This window comes from Pseudomonas sp. KCJK8993 (assembly GCF_046230915.1).
Classification (GTDB): Bacteria; Pseudomonadota; Gammaproteobacteria; order Pseudomonadales; family Pseudomonadaceae; genus Aquipseudomonas; species Aquipseudomonas piscis.
Window position 1 is genome coordinate 28911 of the sequence record NZ_JBJJLO010000009.1, and the last position, 18948, is coordinate 47858.

An 18948-nucleotide genomic window follows, 5' to 3' on the forward strand; every position below is an offset into this window, starting at 1 on the left:
GGCAAGTACCTGGCGTTATTGCGCGGCGACCTTCTCCGACTTGCCGTCGTAGCGCTTGCGCCACTCGGCGAGGATCTCGTCGCGGTTCTTCGAGGCCCAGGCGAAGTCGTTCTTGATCAAGCGTTGCTCGTAGTCCGCCGGCAGTTCGGTCTGTGGCTTGGCGATGCCCGGCTGGGCCAGCACGGCGAAGTTTTCCTTGTACAGCTCCATGGCCGCCGGGCTGGCGGAGAAGTCGGCGAGCTTCTTGGCCGCATCTTCGTGAGCGGTGCCCTTGATCACCGCCGTCGCCTCGATTTCCCAGCCCAGGCCTTCCTTGGGCAGCACGATGTCCAGCGGCGCGCCCTTGCGCTTGAGCTGCACGGCCGGGTATTCGAAGGAAATACCGATGGGGAACTCGCCGGCGGCGGCCAGCTTGCACGGCTTGGAGCCGGAATGGACGTACTGGCCGATGTTCTGGTGCAAATCGTCCATGTACTTCCAGCCCTGCTTCTCGCCGAAGGTCTGCAACCAGGCGCTGACATCGAGGAAACCGGTGCCCGAGGAGGCTGGGTTAGGCATGACGATCTTGCCCTTGTACTCGGGCTTGGTCAGGTCTTGCCAGCTCACCGGCTTGCTCAGCCCCTGTTTCTGGGCTTCCACGGTGTTGAAGCAGAGGGTGGCGGCCCACACGTCCATGCCGACCCAGGCCGGCGGGTTGGCGGCGTCGCGGTAGTTGCCGCCGATCTTGCCCAGGTCCTTGGGCGCATAGTTCTGCAGCATGCCTTGCTGGTCGAGGATCGCCAGGCTGGAAGCCGCCAGGCCCCAGACCGCATCGGCCTGCGGGCGATCCTTCTCGGCCAGCAGCTTGGCGGTGATGATCCCGGTGGAATCACGTACCCACTTGATCTCGATATCCGGGTTGGCCTGCTCGAAGGCCTGCTTGTAGGACTTCAGCTGCTCGGCTTCGAGGGCGGTGTAGACCGTCAGCTCGGTCTTCGCAGCAAAGGCGTTCAGGCTGACAGCGCAGAGGACAGAAGCGGCAAGAGCCAGAGGCTTGAACATGGTGCGGTTCCTTAGTGAGTGCGGATCAGAGTGGGGGGTGGATGAAGCCCTTCAGTGGCCGGGCGCGGTCTGGCGCCAGGCCTGGGAGCGACGCAGCAGGCCGCGCGAAGCTGCGGCCAGGAGCAGCGACACGCCGATCGAGGTGAACAGGATCAGGGTCGACATCGCCGCGGCGCCGCCGACGTTGCCGGCGTCGTCCATGTTCAGCACGGCCACGGCGGCCAGGATGGTGTCGGGGCTGTAGAGGAAGATCGCCGCCGAAACCGTGGTCATGGCCGAAACGAACAGGTAGCGCACGATGTCCAGCAGCGCCGGCAGGCAGATCGGCACCGTGACCCGCAGGTAATGGCGGTACAACGGCGCCTTGAGCGACAGCGCCGCCGCCTCGAACTCCGCATCCAGCTGGCGCAGGGCGGTGGTGGCGGTCATCTGCGCGGTGGTCAGGTAGTGGGCGATGGTGCACACCACCAGCAGCGCCATGCTGCCGTAGAACACATGCAGCGGGTTGCCGTTGAGATTGAAGAAGAAGACATAGCCCAGGCCCAGCACCAGCCCGGGCACTGCCATGGGCACGAAGCTGAGCAGGCGCAGGGCCAGGTTCAAGCCGCGCTGGCCGCGGGTCTTCTCCATCAGGTAGGCGCCGGTGAAGATCACCACGCTGCCGATCAGCGCCGTGCCCAGGGCCATGGTCAGGCTGTTGCGATAGGCCAGCCAGCCACCGCCGGCGGTTTCGTCGAACTGGTAGTGGTTCAGCGACAGCGACAGGTTGTAAGGCCAGAACTTCACCAGCGATGAGTACACCGCCATGCCGAACACCAGCAGCAGCGCCGCGCAGATCAGCAGCACGATGGCCAGGTAGCAGCCATCACGCAGTCGCGAGGGCGCCGGCTTGAACACCTGGGCCCGGCCGCTCATGGAGTCGCCATGGCGCCGGCGCAACCAGGCATCGACGCCGAAGCTCAACAGGGCCGGCACCAGCAGCACCATGCCGATCAGCGCACCACGGCCGAACTGTTGCTGCCCCACCACGGCCTTGTAGGCCTCCAGGGCCAGCACCTGGTAGTCGCCGCCCACCACCACCGGCACGCCGAAATCGGTGATGGTCAGGGTGAACACCAGGCAGAACGCGGCGAACACCGCTTGCCGGGTGGCCGGCCAGGTGATGCTGCGGAACGCCTTGGCCGGGCTCGCGCCCATGCTCGAGGCGGCATCGAACAGCCGCGCATCGGCCAGGGACAGCGCCGACAGCAGGATCATCAGGGCATGGGGAAAGGTGTAGATCACCTCGCCCAGGACGATGCCCCAGAAGCCGTAGATGTTGTCGGCGAACAGCCCGCGCAGCAGGCCTTGGTTGCCGAACAGGTAGACCAGGGCGATGCCCGGCAGCATCGACGGCGCCATCAAGGGCAGCAGCGACAGGCCGCGCCAGATGCCCTTGCCGGGGATCAAGGTACGTTGCAGGGCGTAGGCGAACAGGTAGGCCAGGGGCACGACGATGGCGGCCACGCTCAGGGAGACTTTCAGGCTGTTGCCCAGCAGCCAGTGGAAGTTGGCGCTGGTCACCAGCTCGCGGGCGGCCAGCCAGCCACCACCCTGCCCGGCCTCGGCACTGAAGCCGCGCCAGAAGATCGCCAGCAGCGGCAGCAGCACCGCGACCCCCAGCAACACCAGCAGCAAAACCTTGCCGCCGATGACGAACACTCGATCGCCGATCTCGGCACGGGAAACCTGGCGCGCCCGTTTGGCGGGTAGCGGCAGGGACATTTCGACGGCCATCTCAGGCAAACACCTGCAGGCTGCGCGGTGGCAGGGCCACCCAGATGTCCTGGGCTCCCAGGCGCGGCATGGCCTCCGGTGCCAGCTCCGCCAGCAGCGGATGCCCCGGCAACTGGTCGAGTTCGAAACTCATGCGGCAGCGGTTGCCGAGGAAGGTGATCTCGCGGACCTTGGCCGGGAACAGGTTTTCCTCATGCACCGGCGGGTTCACGCTGATGGCCTCCGGACGGCAGAACAGGCGCCCCGAGGCGGCCTTGGCCGAGTCGTCGGCCAGGCGCAGGTTCATCCCGCCGACCTGGGCATGGCTGTCGCTGCTGCGGCTGAAGGGCAGCCAGTTGCCCTGGCCGACGAACTCGGCGACGAACGGCGTGGCCGGACGATCGTAGATTTCCTGGGGCGTGGCGTACTGCTCGACCTTGCCGTTGTTCATCACAGCGATGCGGTCGGCCATCAACATGGCCTCGTCCTGGTTGTGGGTCACCATCAGGGTGGTGATGCCCAGGCGCCGCTGCAGCTGGCGCAGCTCGGTGCACAGGTGCTCGCGCACACGGGCGTCGAGGGCCGACATCGGCTCGTCCAGCAACAACAGCGACGGCGAAGGGGCCAGGGCCCGAGCCAGGGCCACCCGCTGCTGCTGGCCGCCGGACAACTGGCCGGGGTATTTCTTCTCGCTGCCGGCCAGGCCCACCAGTTCGAGCATCTGCGCCACGCGCTGGCGGGCTTCGTCACGGCCACTGCCGGCCAGGCCATAGGCGATGTTGGCCTCCACCGTGAGGTTGGGGAACAGTGCATAGGACTGGAACAGGATGCCGTAGTCCCGGGCCTGCGGCGCCAGGTTCGAGACGTCACGCTGGCCTAGGTACAACTCGCCCGCATCCTGGCGCTCCAGGCCGGCGATGCAGCGCAACAAGGTGGTCTTGCCGCAGCCCGACGGCCCCAGCAGGCACACCAGCTCGCCGGCAGCCACGTCCAGGGACACGTTGTCCAGGGCGGTGAAGGCACCGAAGCGCTTCTGGATGCCGCGCACCTTCATCGGCGCGCCAGGGTTGCTCAGGGCGGTTGCGGGGGAGTTGTTCATGGACGGACCTCATCTGGCAGATGCAGGCCATCCTAGGGAGCGAATGCGTAGGTCTGATGGCAATCAGGTAAAACTTGCCGATAGAGGTATTGGCAGATTTGGGTTGGTGCTCGACCCCGACTCAGAACCTCATGTTCGAGGATTGCTCCAGGCGCATGCTCAGGGAGTGCTTGGTGGAGCCCACCATGGTCCGTAGCCGCCGCAGCTCGCCCTGGTCCGAGGTGCTGCGCAATCGGGCAGCCAATCCTTGCCAGTGCTGTTCCAGGCACGGCTCCAGCTCGGCCAGCGCCATGCCCCGGTGCTTGATCAGCCAGTGCATGACCAGGTACAGGTGCCCATGCAGCATGGCGTGGACCAGCCGCCCCTGGCCAATCGGGACATCCGGCATGTGGGCCCAGGTATCGGGCGCCAGCGGTACACGCAGCTCCTGACAGATGGGGCGCACCCGGGCCGGGTCCATGATCGTGTTGTCCAGGTCACGCAGTAACAGCCGCACCGGCTTGCCACCGCGCAGGACGAGGTAGCTGTTCTGCATATGCGGTTCGAGGCAGATGCCCCATTGCACGCAAAGCTGCAACGGGCCGGTCATCAGCACCTCGGCGTAGCGCCGGAAGCTATCGAGGCGGTCGCGGTGGCTGTCCAGCTTCAGCAGGGCCGCGGCCTGTCCGGTCGGGCTCCAGAGGTTCAGGGCCGGTACCACCACCTCGCCAGCTCCTGCCAGGCAAGGCCCCCTGACGATGGCGCTCAGGTGTTCGCTGACCAGGGCATCGTCCCAGCACAGGGAGGCGACGTCGTATTGGAAGCCGATGCTGGCGATCTCGCTGCGCCGGTGGATTTCACGGACGATGCTGGAAACGAAGGGTGCGTTGTAGCTGTTGAGGCGGTACAGCAAGCGGCGCTCCCCGGTCAGGGTGGCATCCAGCGCCAGCTTGACGTCGTACCCTGTCGCCAGCACCCGGCACGTGCGCTGGGAAGCCAGGGGCACCACTTGCAGCTGGGTCGGCGCGAGGGAGACCAGGTCCCTGCGCAGGAGTTCGCGGACCACCGGAGACAGTCGCAGTTGCCAGGGATGGACAGGCAGCAGGCCCTCCTGGCCGGCCATATCCGGTCCGCCCCAATGCTGCGCGCAAGACTGCGGGTCCGCATAGTCGCTGGAGTGGAACCTGAAACCGGCGGCATTCACCAGGAACAGCGGGACCGGCTCTGGCGACAGGTTCGAGACATCCACCACGTCCTGGATGCAGGGGCCGATCCGCAGCGCCGGAAACGGGTAATAGCCATGGCCCCGGCACACCGGCTCGATGGCACACCCGGGTTGCCCGGCACGCCGACCCAGCGCCAGGTTGAGGATCAGGTTGCAGAAGCTGTTGCGGTAGTCGTGCGCCAACGCCGGCAAGTGCTTGCCATAGGGCGTTCCTGCAAGCACCTGGCCCAGGGCACGCAAGAAGGGCCCGGACCAGGCCAGCTCGCGGCACCGGCCTGCGTCGTCCAGCCTGGGGTTGGTGAGCAACTCGAAATACACCTGTGGAGCATCGCCCACCAACTGCATCCGCAACCTTGGCCCCAGCCCCAGCCCCAGGCACAAGCGCAGGCCGCCCTCGCCTGCCGCGTGGGTTATTCGCTCATCGCACAGATGCTCGAGAAACACGTAGTGCAACAGGCGCGCCATGCAGATGAGGTGGGCCTCCCGATAGATCGCGCGCAGGCCCTGCCTGTCCAGGCCATTGCACAGGCACCAATGCCTGACCGTCGCCAGGGATACCGTCGCTGGAGGGCGCATGTCCTTCATCCCGGGGTGGAGTCGCTCATTCGAAGACCCGCTGCTCAAGTTCATGGCGGGTGATGGCATCGAAGTCATCCATGCGTTCGAGCATCAACGCCTTGGCCTGCGCCGCCTCGCCCTGGATGCAGAATCCTTCGATGAGCCGTGCGGTGTAGGCCACATGTCGGGTTTCATCGAGCAGCAGGCGGTCGAGGATCCGCGCCAGCCGGGGCCTGCTGTCCACCGGGCAGAACTGCAGCAGGATCGGCCGCTGCATCAAGTGATGCACGCGAGTACGGATCTCGGCGATGTTCATCTGGATCAGGTCGTCCAGGGTAATGGGGTGGGCAAAGGCCGAGCCGGGCACCGCCACCGGCGCTTGCTGCCGGGAATAGCCGGGAGACAGCGTCAGCAACTGGGCGTGGAGCTTGCGGTCCACCGCCCCGGGAAAGGCGATGTCCAGCATCTGTACATAGGCCCGGGCATGGTGGGACTCATCGATGGCGTGCTGGCGTATCTGCGCGGCCAGCCCGGCGTCGGGCGTACTGGCCGCCAGGCTCCACAAGCGAGTGGCGCCATCCCCTTCGCGCTCGGCATTGGTAATCAGGGAGATCGCCAGCCATTGCGGATCGCACGCGGCCTCATGGTAGATATCGGCATAAGTGGTTTCACCGAACAACGGCGGACTTTTCTGGCAGGCATGACAGAGCAGGTCGTCGTAATGAAACAGCAACGGCACATTCTGTTGGCGCAGTGCCTGAAGGGTGGAATGGGCAATGTCGCTCATGACGCATCCTCTTGCGTGGCAGTGAAGCAAGAGCCAGGGGTTGCACGGCGTTGTTACAGGCAACCCGGACCTGGAAAGATCAACCAGCAGCAACTACCGAAGTCTGCGCGATGAACAGTCGAAAGAATTGGGGCAGCGAATATCTCCGGCATACCCCAATCACTCCAGCGTGCAGAGTTCAATAGTCATGCTTCGGATATATCGGCTAGTACGTTCTGAACGGAGCGTTGACCGCCACGAAAGACAAGTTGGCCTGCGGGTGCGTCCTGTTCAGCTCGGCCAGTGACTCAGGGTCGATCTCCAACTTGCCGTTCTTGATCGAACCGACGATTTTCACCGTATGCCCGTCGTCCGCCAGCTTCTTGAGCGACTCCGACAACCGCCCTGGTTTTTTTGCCGTACCTGTTTCGTCCTTCTTCATGATTCCATCCTCGTTGCGTTCAGTGACCCCCACGCGCAACGTTAGTGCATGGTTCTTATACATCTGGCTCAAGCGGACGGACGGCCAGATATAAAGCGCGATTAGTATTCGAGAATTATGAGAATTCACTATTAGCCGAGCTTTACAGTCCATAACGACTAATTAAAAGCATGTAAGCCGATGCTCTGGACACATAAAAGCACCCACAACCCATGCAACTAACTGCAATAGGATGAATGAACTTTTGATATAGCCTGGAGTTCAGGGAGAAACCGGGGCCATCTCCTGGGCCAGGCCGAGGAAGGCTGCCGGCAGGCGGGCGTTCTTGCGCTCCTTGAGGCAGTACAGGTATTCGGCGATCTGCGGCGCATGTTCGATGGTCAGCACCTTGAGCTGCGGGTCGTGGGGCACTTCCTGGCGGGCGATGATGCTGATGCCGATATTGCGCAGCACCGCCTCGCGGATCGATTCACGGCTGCCGATCTCCAGCAGCGGGCCAAAGCTGACGTTGGCGCTCTTGAGCAGCTCTTCAGTGAGGCTGCGGGTGGTGGAGCCCGGCTCGCGCATCAGCAGGGTATGGCCGGCCAGGGCGCTGAGCGGCACGTGTTCCAGGGCCGCCAACGGATGGTTGCGATGCACCGCCAGCACCAGCGGATCGCTGCCCAGCACCCGGCGCACCAGCCGCGAGTCCTCCAGCAATTGCGAGGATGCAGCCACGTCGACGCGGTATTCCTCCAGGGCCTCCAGCACCTGCTGGGAGTTGCCGATTTCCACCGCCACCTCCACTTGGGGCAGGTGCTGGCGGAAGGTCTTCACCAGGTCGAGGATGTAGTACGGCGCCGTGGCGGCAATGCGCAACGTGCCCTGGACCTGCCCGCTGTTACGCAGGAAGAACTCGATGTCGGCCTCCTTCTGCAACAGCTCCTTGACCATCGGCAGCAGGCGCGCGCCCTCGTCGCTCAGGCTCAGGCGCCGGCCACCGCGGTAGAACAGCTCCACCGAGTACTGGTTTTCCAGGTTGCGGACCTGGGTGGTCACCGTGGGCTGGCTGAGGCCGAGTTTCTTCGCCGCCTGGGTGATGCTGCCCAGGCGGGCGACCATGTAGAAGGCCTTCAGCTCGGCACTCAGCATGGCGGCTTGTCGCAGCAGCAAGATTGCAGCGCCAAGCCACAAGCTGGAGCGGGTGGGTATGGGTTCATCACTCTGGTTCTCATCTCAGTTGCTGGTCGCTTGCCGCTACATGGGCCTATTTGCGCAGCAGGCGCAAACCGTTGAACACCACCAACAGGCTGACCCCCATGTCGGCGAACACGGCCATCCACATGGTGGCCAACCCGGCAAAGGTTACCCCAAGAAAGATCGCCTTGATGACCAGGGCCAGGGCGATATTTTGCTTGAGCACCGCCGAGGTCTGGCGCGACAGGCGGATAAAGGCCGGGATCTTGCGCAGATCGTCGTCCATCAGCGCGACATCCGCAGTCTCGATGGCGGTGTCGGTGCCGGCGGCCGCCATGGCGAAGCCGATCTCCGCCCGGGCCAGGGCCGGGGCATCGTTGATGCCGTCGCCCACCATGCCCACCCGGTGACCCTGGGCATACAGGTCCTCGATGGCTTGCAGCTTGTCGGTGGGCAACAGGTCGCCCCGGGCCTGGTCGATCCCCACCTGGGCGGCGATGGCCTTGGCGGTGTGGGGGTTGTCGCCGGTGAGCATCAAGGTCTTGATACCCAGCCCGTGCAACTGCTGGATCGCCTCGCGGCTGGACTCCTTGACCGTATCGGCCACCGCGAACAGCGCCAGCGGGCCCTTGTTGTCCAGCAGCAGGACCACGGTCTTGCCTTGCTTCTCCAGGGCGAAGAGCTTTTCTTCCAAAGCGGGCGAGCACAGGCCCAGTTCCTCCACCAGGCGGTGGTTGCCCAGGTGGTACAACTGGCCGCCGATTTCACCGCGCACGCCACGGCCGGCCAGGGCCGCGAAGTTATCCACAGGGTGCATGGCCAGCTGTTTATCCACAGCCGCCTGGGCGATGGCCAGGGACACCGGGTGGTCGGAACGGCCAGCCAGGCTGGCGGCCAGGGCCGGGGCGCTGTCGTTGGCCAACGGGTCCAGGGGCAGGAAGTCGGTCTGCACCGGTTTGCCGTGGGTGATGGTGCCGGTCTTGTCCAGGGCCAGGTAATCCAGCTTGTAGCCACCTTCCAGATAGACCCCGCCCTTGACCAGGATGCCCTTGCGCGCCGCGGCGGCCAGGCCGCTGACGATGCTCACCGGGGTCGAGATCACCAGGGCGCATGGGCAAGCCACCACCAGCAGCACCAGGGCGCGGTAGATCCAGTCGAACCATAGGCCGCCCATGAACAGCGGGGGAATCAGCGCCACCGCCAGGGCGAAGGCGAACACCGCCGGGGTATAGATCTTCGAGAAGCTGTCGACGAAGCGCTGGGTCGGCGCCCGTGCGCCCTGGGCCTGTTCCACGGCATGGATGATCCGCGCCAGGGTCGAGTTGTTGGCCGCAGCGGTGACCCGGTACTCCAGGGCGCCGGCCTGGTTGATGGTGCCGGCGAACACCTTGTCGCCCACGGTCTTTTCCACCGGCAGGCTTTCACCGGTGATCGGTGCCTGGTCGATGGTGGAACTGCCGCTGGTCACCTCGCCATCCAGGCCGATGCGCTCACCGGGACGCACCCGTACCAGTGCCCCCAGCTCGACGCTTTTCGCCTCTTGTTCACGCCAGCTGCCATCGTTCTGCTGCACCGTGACCTGCTCCGGAGTCATCTGCATCAGGCCGCTGATGGCATTGCGCGCGCGGTCCAGGGAGCGAGCCTCGATCAACTCGGCCACGGTGAACAGGAACATCACCATGGCCGCCTCTGGCCACTGGCCGATCAGCACCGCGCCGGTCACGGCGATGCTCATCAGCGCATTGATGTTGAGGTTGCGGTTCTTCAGGGCGATCCAGCCCTTCTTGTAGGTGCCCAGCCCGCCGCTGAGGATCGAGACCAGCGCCACCAGCGCCACCAGCCAATCCGGCCCGGCACTGGTGAAGTGAATGACTTCGGCGGCCAGCGCACCGACGCCGGACAGCGCCAGGGGCCACCAGGGCTTCTTCACTGGTTGCGCACTGACAGGTTGGCTATCGCTCCCTGCCTCCAGGGGTTCGGCATGCATTCCGAGGGACTTGATGGCCTCGACGATCGGCGCGGTGTTCGGCAAGTCGTGAGTGACGCCCAGCACCCGGTTGATCAGGTTGAACTCCAGGGCCTGGATGCCGGCCAGCTTGCCCAGCTTGTTCTGGATCAGGGTCTGTTCGGTGGGGCAATCCATGGCCTCGATGCGAAAGCTGCTCGAGCGCGCACCCGCGGCCGACGCCTCGCCCAGGACCACCCGGGATGGCGCGGCAGCCACGGAGCCACAGCAGGAACCGCCATGGCTGGCATGCGCGTGGGGCTTGAGCGGTTGCAACTTGCCCACGGCGGCAGGGGCATGGCTGTGATCGTGATCGTGATCGTGATCGTGATCGTGGCCAGCATGGGCATGCTGGACGTCGGGCTTGCGCGGGTTATGGAGAGAATCGCTCATCGGGTCGCTTCCATATGAAAAGGTGCTTGTTGCCAAGTGAACACCCTGTAGCCACTATAGGGTCAAGCACCCAATGGAAGACGACGGCGATGAAGATTGGCGAATTGGCGAAACTCACCGACTGCCAGGTCGAGACCATCCGTTATTACGAGCGCGAGGGCCTGCTACCGGAACCGGCCCGCAGTGAAGGCAACTACCGTCTCTACACCCAGGCCCATGGCGAGCGGCTGACCTTCATCCGCAACTGCCGCAGCCTGGACATGACCCTCGAGGAGATCCGCAGCCTGCTGGACCTGCGGGACAGCCCCCAGGACCAGTGCGCCAGCGTCAACGCCCTGATCGATGAGCACATCCACCACGTCAAGGCGCGGATCGATGGCCTGCTGGCCCTGCAGGAACAACTGCTGGACCTGCGCCAGCGCTGCGGGCAGGAGCCGGACCTTGAGCCGTGCGGCATCCTCCAGCGCCTGGAGGTCAGCGGCTCGGTGGTGCCCAGCGAAACCGAGCCTTCCCACGTTGGCCGCAGCCACGGCCATTGAGCCTGCCCGCCAGGCGCCCGGCGCTCAGGAACCGTGGCGCCGCGGCAGCAAGCGCAGGTAGGCCCCTTCCAACAGCGCCAGCAGGCGCTGGTCCAGCTGATGCCAGGCGATGCCGCGGCGCACCAGCCAGGCACTCCCCAACCCCACCAGGCAACCGCCGAGGATGTCGAACGGGAAGTGCACCCCTAGGTAGACCCGTGCCCAACCCACCAGCAATGCCAGGATCAGCATCACCAGGCCGGTCTTGCGCAGGGACGCCAGCAACAGCGCGAAGCCCATGGCGAACATGCCGCTGGCGTGGTCGCTGGGAAAGGACGCGCCGGGTGCATGAGCCAGGAAGTTCTGCCCCAGCTCCAGCATGAACGGCCGCGGGTGGAACCACAGGCCGCGAATCAGCAGGTTGCTGGCCAGGGCCAGGATGATGCTCAAGGTCGCCAGCAGGACGATCATCCGTTGGCGCCGGTCGCCGAAGACCCAGAACAGCAACAGCAGCAATGGCACGGCCAGGACCAGCCATTGCGCCATGAACAGCGCCAGGTCGCGCATGGGCAGCGATGCTTCGGCACTGGCATTGATGGCCAGGAACAGGCTGCGGTTGAGTTCTTCCATTCGGTGGCTCACGTTCAGAAGGCAAAGAGAGCGCCGCTTCCAGGAGCATAGTCGCCCACCAGGCACGGCGATGCCCGGAGTACATTCCGGGCAGGCTCGATAAAGACAACAGGGAAAAGCGGCAGGGCCAGGCGATATCCAGCGTCCGACCCCAGGTGACGCGGGGGACGATCAGACCGCCATGGGCGCGGTCATCGGCGCATGGTGTTCGTAGCCTTCCAGGGAGAAGTCGCTCGGCTCGATCAGCTCCAGCCACTGCGGCTGGTACACGCCAGTCTTGGCGAACTCCGGCACCCGGTCGGAGATCACCAGCTTGGGCATCGGGAACGGCTTGCGCTTGAGCTGTTCGTTGAGCATGTCCAGGTGGTTCTCGTAGACATGGGCATCGCCGATGAAATAGGTGAACCAACGTGGGGTGTAGCCGGTCAGGCGCCCGATCAGGCTCAGCAGCGCCGCGCCTTCGGTGAGGTTGAACGGCGTGCCCAGGCCCAGGTCGTTGGAGCGGATGTAGAGAGTCAGGGAAATTTCCCGGGTCTGGACATTCGGATGGAACTGGTACAGCAGGTGGCATGGCGGCAGGGCCATTTCATCCAGTTGCGCGCAGTTCCAGCCGTGGAACAGGATCCGCCGGCTGCCCGGGTCGTTGATGATGGTGTCGACGCACTGGCGCACCTGGTCGATGGCCTTGTACAGCACCACGTAGGCCTCGCCCTCTTCCTCGCCCGCGGCGATCTGCCGGTAGCCCTGGCTCAGCGCCAGCTCGATGGCGGCCTGGTTGGCGACCTTGATCTGCTTGTAGGCCGGCCACTTGCGCCACTGCACACCGTAGATCTCGCCCAGGTCGTCCTCGCCCTGGCGAAACGGATTGGCCAGCCACTGGGCATTCTCGTTGGCGTTCTGGTCCCAGACCTTGCAGCCCAGGGCACGGAACTCGGCGGCGTTGTTGACGCCGCGCAAGAAGCCGACCATTTCGCCGATGGCCGACTTGAACGCCATCTTGCGCGTGGTGATGGCCGGGAAGCCTTCCTTGAGGTCGTAGCGCAGCATCGCCCCGGGGAAGCTGATGGTGTTCACACCCGTGCGGTTGGCCTGCTTGGTGCCGTTGTTGATGACGTGGGCCACCAGATCGAGATATTGCTTCATGAGTTACCTGCATCCTTGAACCCGGGAGCTGCGTCCCGGGATTCGAATTTATTGCGCGGCGTTCTTGGCCGGAGCGCGATGATAAGCCAGCCAGATCAGTCCGAGGCCACCGAGGATCATCGGTACGCACAGAATCTGACCCATGGTCAGCCAGTTCCATGCCAGGTAGCCCAGCTGGGCATCCGGCACCCGCACGAATTCGACGATGAAGCGGAAGATCCCGTAGAACAGCGCAAACATCCCGGAGACCGCCATGGTCGGGCGCGGCTTGCGCGAGAACAGCCAGAGGATCAGGAACAGCGCCACGCCTTCCAGGGCGAACTGGTAGAGCTGCGATGGATGGCGCGGCAACTGGGCCGGGTCGCTGAAGGGCGGGAACACCATGGCCCAGGGCAGGTCGGTGGCCTTGCCCCACAGCTCGGCATTGATGAAGTTGCCGATACGCCCGGCGCCCAGACCGATCGGCACCATGGGTGCGACGAAGTCCATCAGTTCGAAGAAGGTCTTGTCGTTGCGCTTGCCGAACCACCAGGCCGCCAGCATCACCCCGATGAAACCGCCGTGGAACGACATGCCGCCCTTCCACACTTCGAAGATCAGGGTCGGGTTGGCCAGGTAGGCGCTGAGGTCGTAGAACAGCACGTAGCCCAGGCGCCCGCCGACGATCACGCCCATGGACAGCCAGAACACCAGGTCCGAGAGTTTTTCCTTGGTCCAGGTCGGGTCGAAGCGCTTGAGCCGGCGCGACGCCAGCAGCCAGGCGCCGCCGATGCCGATCAGGTACATCAGGCCGTACCAGTGGATTTTCAGCGGACCGATGGCCACGGCCACCGGATCAATCTGCGGGTAAGGCAGCATTACGACTCCTCGTAAGGGTTGGGACTTCGGTTCCGGGCGAAACTGTCACGCCAGGATTAAGCCAGGATTGCGTCACGACTCAGAACAGGAAGCTGACCCCGACGCAAAACAGCAGCGCGGCGAACATCCGCTTCAACAGTCGCGGTGACAACTTGTGGGCCAGGCGCGCGCCGATACGGGCGAACACCATGCTGGTCAGGGCGATGCCCAGCAACGCAGGCAGATAGACGAAGCCCAGACTATGAGCCGGCAACAGGGGATCATGCCAGCCCAGAATCATGAAACTTAATGCACTGGCCAGGGCGATGGGCAAACCGCAGGCCGAGGATGTGGCCACCGCCTGCTGCATCGGCACGCTGCGCCAGGTGAGAAACGGCACCGTCAGCGAGCCGCCGCCGATGCCGAAGATCGCCGAGGCCCAGCCGATCACGCCGCCGGCGGCGGTCAGGCCGAACTTGCCGGGCACCTCGCGGCTGGCCTTGGGCTTGAGTTCCAGGGCCATTTGCATGGCGATCACCAGAGCGAACACACCGATGATCTTCTGCAGGTGCGGGCCGGAAATCGCTTCCGCCGTCAGCGCCCCGAAACCGGCGCCCATGAGGATGCCCAGGGTCATCCAGGCGAATATCGGCCAGCGCACAGCGCCCCGGCGATGATGTTCGCGGACCGAGTTGATGGAGGTGAAGATGATGCTGGCCAGGGATGTGCCCACCGCCAGGTGGGTCAGCACCGAAGCGTCGAAGCCTTGCAGGGTGAAGCTGAACACCAGCACCGGAACGATGATGATTCCGCCGCCGACGCCGAACAGCCCGGCCAGTACGCCCGCACAGGCGCCCAAGAGCAGATAGAGCAGAAATTCCATGGGAGCATCCAAAAATGAGTCCGGCATGGTAACGGATGCACGGCCCGGGACTCCACCGGCTGACGATGGATACCCGCCGGTTCTGTGCGTAAAGTGGGCAAAAAACACACAGGGGGCCACCTTCATGTGCTTGATTGTCTTCGCCTGGCGGCCGGGTCATGCCCAGCCACTGATCGTCGCGGCCAACCGCGACGAGTTCTATGCCCGGCCCAGCCTGCCCCTGGCGCAATGGCCGGAATTGCCGCAGATCCACGCCGGACGCGACCTTGAAGCCGGCGGCACCTGGCTCGGGGTCGGCGCTGGCGGGCGCTTCGCCGCCCTGACCAATATCCGCAACCCACACCAGCCTCCGGCACGGCGCTCTCGCGGGGAGCTGGTGGCGCGCTTCCTGGCCGGCACCATCGACCTGGACGAATACCTGCGTGACGTAGTGGGCCGCTCCCTGGAGTATGCCGGCTTCAACCTGTTGCTGGGCAACGCGGACCAGCTCTGGCACTACAACGCCCAGGATGCGCAGCCGCGCCAGCTGGAAGCCGGTGTCTATGGCCTGTCCAACGCCGGCCTGGACACCCCCTGGCCCAAGCTGCTCAAGGCCAAGGCAGCGCTCCGCGAAGTGCTACACGACCCGCACCCCCAGGCCTTGCTGGCGCTGTTGGGCGATCCGCAGACCGCGCCTTTCGCCGACTTGCCGGACACCGGCGTGGGCCTGGCCACCGAGAGCCTGCTGTCGAGCGTCTTCATCGCCAGCCCCAGCTACGGCACTCGCGCCAGCACTGCGCTGATCGTCCACGCCGACGGTTCCCGGCATATGGTCGAACGCAGTTTCGGCCCTTATGGCGGGCACCTGGGAGAGATAGAACTGAGGATTTGAGTGCAGCCGGCGGCCGGTCCCGAGGGGGACCGGCTCGCCTATTAGAGGGTCTTGTTCGACGCGGGGTTGATCATCCGCGCCAGGCCGAGCTTCTTCAGCGCCAGCTGCAGCGAGCTGTGGATAACTTGCGGGTTGTCGATGGTCATCATCTCGTCCAGCAGTTCCCTGGCCTTGGTCATGCTGATCTGGCGCAGCATCCACTTCACCTTCGGCAGGTTGGTGGCGTTCATCGACAGGCTGTCGAAGCCCATGGCCATCAGCAGCACCGCGGCGGCCGGGTCGCCGGCCATCTCGCCACAGATACTCACCGGCTTGCCTTCGGCGTGGGCGTCACGGACCACCGTCTGCAGGGCTTGCAACACCGCCGGGTGCAGGTAGTCGTAGAGATCGGCCACCCGCGGGTTGTTGCGGTCCACCGCCAGCAGGTACTGGGTCAGGTCGTTGGAGCCCACCGACAGGAAGTCCACCTGGCGCGCCAGTTCCTTGGTCTGGTACACCGCCGCGGGAATCTCGACCATCACCCCCACCGGCGGCATCGGCACGTCGGTTCCTTCGTCGCGCACCTCACCCCAGGCCCGGTGGATCAGGTGCAGTGCCTCTTCCAGTTCGTGGATGCCGGAGATCATCGGCAGCAGGATGCGCAGGTTGTTCAGGCCCTCGCTGGCCTTGAGCATGGCCCGGGCCTGCACCAGGAAGATCTCCGGGTGGTCGAGGGTCACGCGGATGCCGCGCCAGCCCAGGAACGGGTTGTCTTCCTTGATCGGGAAATAGGACAGCGATTTATCGCCGCCGATGTCCAGGCTGCGCATGGTCACCGGCTGCGGATGGAACGCCGCCAGTTGTTCACGGTAGATCGCCAGCTGTTCCTTCTCGCTGGGGAAGCGCTGGTTGATCATGAACGGCACTTCGGTGCGATACAGGCCCACGCCCTCGGCGCCACGCTTCTGCGCCCGGGCCACGTCGGCCAGCAGGCCGGTGTTGACCCACAGCGGCATGCGGTGGCCATCGGGGGTCACGCACGGCTGGTCGCGCAGCGCATCCAGGCCCTGGGCCAGTTGCCGTTCCTCTTCCACCACATCGGCGAACTGCTTGCGCAGCACATCGCTGGGGTTGGTGTAGACCTCGCCATGGTAACCGTCGACGATCATCTGGATGCCGTCGACCTTGGAGTACGGCAGGTCGACCAGGCCCATCACCGTCGGGATGCCCATGGCCCGGGCCAGGATCGCCACGTGGGAGTTGCCCGACCCCAGCACCGAGACCAGGCCCACCAGCTTGCCTTCGGGCACTTCGCCGAGCATGGCCGGGGTCAGCTCTTCGCTGACCAGGATGGTGTTGTCGGGGTAGACCAGGGTCTGCTGGCGCTCCTCCTGCAGGTAGGCCAGGAGCCGCCGACCCAGGTCCTTGACGTCCGAAGCGCGCTCACGCAGGTAGGCGTCGTCCATCAGTTCGAAACGGTTGACGTGATCGCTGACCACCTGGCGCAGTGCGCCCTGGGCCCACTGCCCGGTGCGGATCACCGCCTTGACCTCGCTGCCCAGGGACGCGTCGTCGAGCATCATCAGGTAGACGTCGAACAGTGCCCGCTCTTCGGGGCGCAGCTGGGTCGCGAGTTTTTCCGACAGCGCCCGCATGTCGGCGCGCACGCCTTCCAGGGCGCTCTTGAACAACGCCAGCTCGGCGTCGATATCGATGATGTGCTTGTCCGGCACCACGTCCAGGTCGGCCGGCGGCAGCATCACCACCGCACTGCCCACCGCGGCGCCGGGAGAACCCGGCACACCGACGAACTTGGCTTCCTGGATGCCCTTGCCCTGGCGTCCCAGGCCACGGATCGAACCGGTGGCCTCGGCATGGGCGATAACCCCGGCCAGCTGGGCGCTCATGGTCACCAGGAAGGCTTCTTCGCCCTCGTCGAACTGGCGACGTTCCTTTTGCTGGATGACCAGGACCCCGACCACCCGCCGGTGATGGATGATCGGCGCCCCGAGGAAGGAGGCGTAGCGCTCCTCGCCGGTCTCGGCGAAGTAGCGGTAGCGGGGGTGATCGGCGGCGTTTTCCAGGTTCAGGGGTTCTTCCCGGGTGCCTACCAGGCCCACCAGGCCTTCGTTGGGAGCCATGCTGACCTTGCCGATGGAACGCTTGTTCAGGCCTTCGGTGGCCATCAGCACGAAACGATTGGTTTCCGGGTCCAGCAGGTAGACCGAGCAGACCTGGCTGCCCATGGCCTCTTTGACACGCAAGACGATGATCCCCAACGCCGTCTTGAGATCCTTGGCGGAGTTAACTTCCTGGACGATCTTGCGCAGCGTATTGAGCATGGCTCGGGGTCGAACTCCGTCGTCAGTCGCGCACTAGAAGGCGCGGGGCAAGCTCTTTGAGAGCGCGGCGATACACTTCGCGCTTGAATGTCACCACCTGGCCCAACGGGTACCAATAACTGACCCAACGCCAGCCATCGAATTCCGGTTTACCGGTCAAGTCCATCCGCACCCGCTGCTCGTTGGAGATCAGGCGCAAGAGAAACCATTTCTGCTTTTGGCCGATGCACAGCGGTTGGCTGTGGGTCCTTACCAGGCGCTGCGGCAAACGATAGCGCAACCAGCCGCGGGTGCAGGCGAGAATTTGCACATCTTCGCGCTCCAGGCCCACTTCTTCGTTCAACTCGCGATAAAGAGCGTCTTCCGGCGTCTCGTCGGGGTTGATGCCGCCTTGGGGAAACTGCCAGGCATCTTGATTGATACGGCGAGCCCATAGCACCTGGCCGGCATCATTCGTCAGAATGATCCCGACATTGGGGCGAAAACCATCGGGGTCGATCACGGCTACAACCTCGCAAACGCATGTCGCCGCATTGTTCCATAAAGCTTGGGAATGCAGCAACGAGGCTGCCAAGCTTATGTGCACTCTTGTGAAAAGACCGTATTCTGGGGACCTTTTCCAAGACTTTTCAGTGAGTAACCGCAATGCGTCTGGCTTTATTCGACTTGGACAACACCCTCCTGGGCGGCGACAGCGATCACGCCTGGGGCGACTATCTGTGCGAAAAGGGCCACCTCGATCCAGTGGCCTACAAGACCCGCAACGACGAGTTCTACCAGGACTACCTGGCTGGCAAGCTCGACAACGCCGCCTACCTGAACTTCTGCCTGGAAATCCTCGGCCGCACCGAAATGGACGTGCTCGCCCAATGGCACCGCGACTACATGCGCGACTGCATCGAGCCGATCCTGCTGCCCAAGGCCCAGGCCCTGCTGGCCCGGCACCGCGAAGCCGGCGACAAGCTGGTGATCATCACCGCCACCAACCGCTTCGTCACCGCCCCGATCGCCGAGCGCCTGGGCGTGGAAACCCTGATCGCCACCGAGTGCGAGATGCAGGACGGCCGCTACACCGGCCGCAGCACCGACGTCCCGTGCTTTCGCGAGGGCAAGGTGACCCGCCTGCAGCGCTGGCTGGAGGAAACCGGCCACGACCTGCAAGACAGCTATTTCTACAGTGACTCGATGAACGACCTGCCGCTGCTGGAGCAGGTGACCACTCCGGTGGCTGTCGACCCTGATCCCAACCTGCGCGCCGAAGCCCAGAAACGCGGCTGGCAGGTAATCAGTCTGCGCGATTGAACTG

The 18948-nt window shown here is 64.6% G+C and carries 17 protein-coding genes; 3 read left to right on the top strand and 14 right to left on the bottom strand.

Translation table 11 applies throughout. From position 1 onward, the window contains the following. Positions 1–15: 15 nt before the first annotated feature. The 8 genes from ACK6AU_RS05070 to ACK6AU_RS05105 form a co-directional block, all read right to left on the bottom strand. On the bottom strand, positions 16–1041 hold the full coding sequence (locus ACK6AU_RS05070; RefSeq protein WP_185697016.1) for a putative 2-aminoethylphosphonate ABC transporter substrate-binding protein: 1026 nt from the start codon (positions 1039–1041) through the stop codon (positions 16–18). Between the two features lie 51 nt (positions 1042–1092). Beyond that, the gene (locus tag ACK6AU_RS05075) at positions 1093–2817 is read right to left on the bottom strand and encodes a putative 2-aminoethylphosphonate ABC transporter permease subunit (RefSeq protein WP_409298078.1); all 1725 of its coding nucleotides are present in this window, start codon (positions 2815–2817) and stop codon (positions 1093–1095) included. A 1-nt stretch (position 2818) separates the two neighbouring features. Then, complete coding sequence (locus tag ACK6AU_RS05080) at positions 2819–3895, bottom strand: putative 2-aminoethylphosphonate ABC transporter ATP-binding protein (RefSeq protein ID WP_185697014.1); 1077 nt, start codon at positions 3893–3895, stop codon at positions 2819–2821. 121 nt (positions 3896–4016) lie between these two features. Then, positions 4017–5675, bottom strand: coding sequence for an IucA/IucC family protein (locus tag ACK6AU_RS05085; RefSeq protein ID WP_409298080.1), 1659 nt, complete (start codon positions 5673–5675; stop codon positions 4017–4019). 25 nt (positions 5676–5700) lie between these two features. Beyond that, positions 5701–6444, bottom strand: a complete 744-nt coding sequence (locus ACK6AU_RS05090; protein ID WP_185697012.1) for a hypothetical protein — start codon at positions 6442–6444, stop codon at positions 5701–5703. Positions 6445–6649: 205 nt separating this feature from the next. Continuing rightward, positions 6650–6865 (bottom strand): hypothetical protein, encoded by a 216-nt coding sequence (locus ACK6AU_RS05095; RefSeq protein WP_185697011.1) that lies wholly within the window; start codon positions 6863–6865, stop codon positions 6650–6652. Between the two features lie 261 nt (positions 6866–7126). Next, the gene (locus ACK6AU_RS05100) at positions 7127–7996 is read right to left on the bottom strand and encodes a LysR family transcriptional regulator (RefSeq protein ID WP_185697254.1); all 870 of its coding nucleotides are present in this window, start codon (positions 7994–7996) and stop codon (positions 7127–7129) included. Between the two features lie 115 nt (positions 7997–8111). Beyond that, positions 8112–10439 (bottom strand): heavy metal translocating P-type ATPase, encoded by a 2328-nt coding sequence (locus tag ACK6AU_RS05105; protein ID WP_409298083.1) that lies wholly within the window; start codon positions 10437–10439, stop codon positions 8112–8114. Between the two features lie 89 nt (positions 10440–10528). Between ACK6AU_RS05105 and cadR the strand changes: the two genes are divergently transcribed. Next, positions 10529–10978, top strand: a complete 450-nt coding sequence (gene cadR, locus ACK6AU_RS05110; protein WP_185697009.1) for a Cd(II)/Pb(II)-responsive transcriptional regulator — start codon at positions 10529–10531, stop codon at positions 10976–10978. A 24-nt stretch (positions 10979–11002) separates the two neighbouring features. Here the strand turns inward: cadR and ACK6AU_RS05115 are convergent, their stop codons facing one another. The 4 genes from ACK6AU_RS05115 to ACK6AU_RS05130 all read right to left on the bottom strand — a co-directional run bounded on the left by ACK6AU_RS05115 (position 11003) and on the right by ACK6AU_RS05130 (position 14450). Continuing rightward, complete coding sequence (locus ACK6AU_RS05115; protein WP_185697008.1) at positions 11003–11587, bottom strand: undecaprenyl-diphosphatase; 585 nt, start codon at positions 11585–11587, stop codon at positions 11003–11005. Between the two features lie 171 nt (positions 11588–11758). Next, positions 11759–12730, bottom strand: a complete 972-nt coding sequence (locus ACK6AU_RS05120; protein WP_185697007.1) for a thymidylate synthase — start codon at positions 12728–12730, stop codon at positions 11759–11761. A gap of 48 nt (positions 12731–12778) precedes the next feature. Next, the gene (gene lgt, locus ACK6AU_RS05125) at positions 12779–13588 is read right to left on the bottom strand and encodes a prolipoprotein diacylglyceryl transferase (protein WP_185697006.1); all 810 of its coding nucleotides are present in this window, start codon (positions 13586–13588) and stop codon (positions 12779–12781) included. A gap of 79 nt (positions 13589–13667) precedes the next feature. Then, positions 13668–14450 (bottom strand): sulfite exporter TauE/SafE family protein, encoded by a 783-nt coding sequence (locus tag ACK6AU_RS05130; protein ID WP_022641676.1) that lies wholly within the window; start codon positions 14448–14450, stop codon positions 13668–13670. 124 nt (positions 14451–14574) lie between these two features. Between ACK6AU_RS05130 and ACK6AU_RS05135 the strand changes: the two genes are divergently transcribed. Next, positions 14575–15321: an NRDE family protein gene (locus tag ACK6AU_RS05135; RefSeq protein WP_409298086.1), complete on the top strand. Its 747-nt coding sequence runs from the start codon at positions 14575–14577 to the stop codon at positions 15319–15321. 41 nt (positions 15322–15362) lie between these two features. Here the strand turns inward: ACK6AU_RS05135 and ptsP are convergent, their stop codons facing one another. Beyond that, on the bottom strand, positions 15363–17642 hold the full coding sequence (gene ptsP / locus ACK6AU_RS05140) for a phosphoenolpyruvate--protein phosphotransferase (protein WP_185697004.1): 2280 nt from the start codon (positions 17640–17642) through the stop codon (positions 15363–15365). Positions 17643–17664: 22 nt separating this feature from the next. Beyond that, on the bottom strand, positions 17665–18144 hold the full coding sequence (locus tag ACK6AU_RS05145; protein ID WP_011064073.1) for an RNA pyrophosphohydrolase: 480 nt from the start codon (positions 18142–18144) through the stop codon (positions 17665–17667). A gap of 143 nt (positions 18145–18287) precedes the next feature. Between ACK6AU_RS05145 and ACK6AU_RS05150 the strand changes: the two genes are divergently transcribed. Continuing rightward, positions 18288–18944, top strand: a complete 657-nt coding sequence (locus ACK6AU_RS05150; RefSeq protein ID WP_185697003.1) for an HAD family phosphatase — start codon at positions 18288–18290, stop codon at positions 18942–18944. Positions 18945–18948 lie beyond the last annotated feature (4 nt).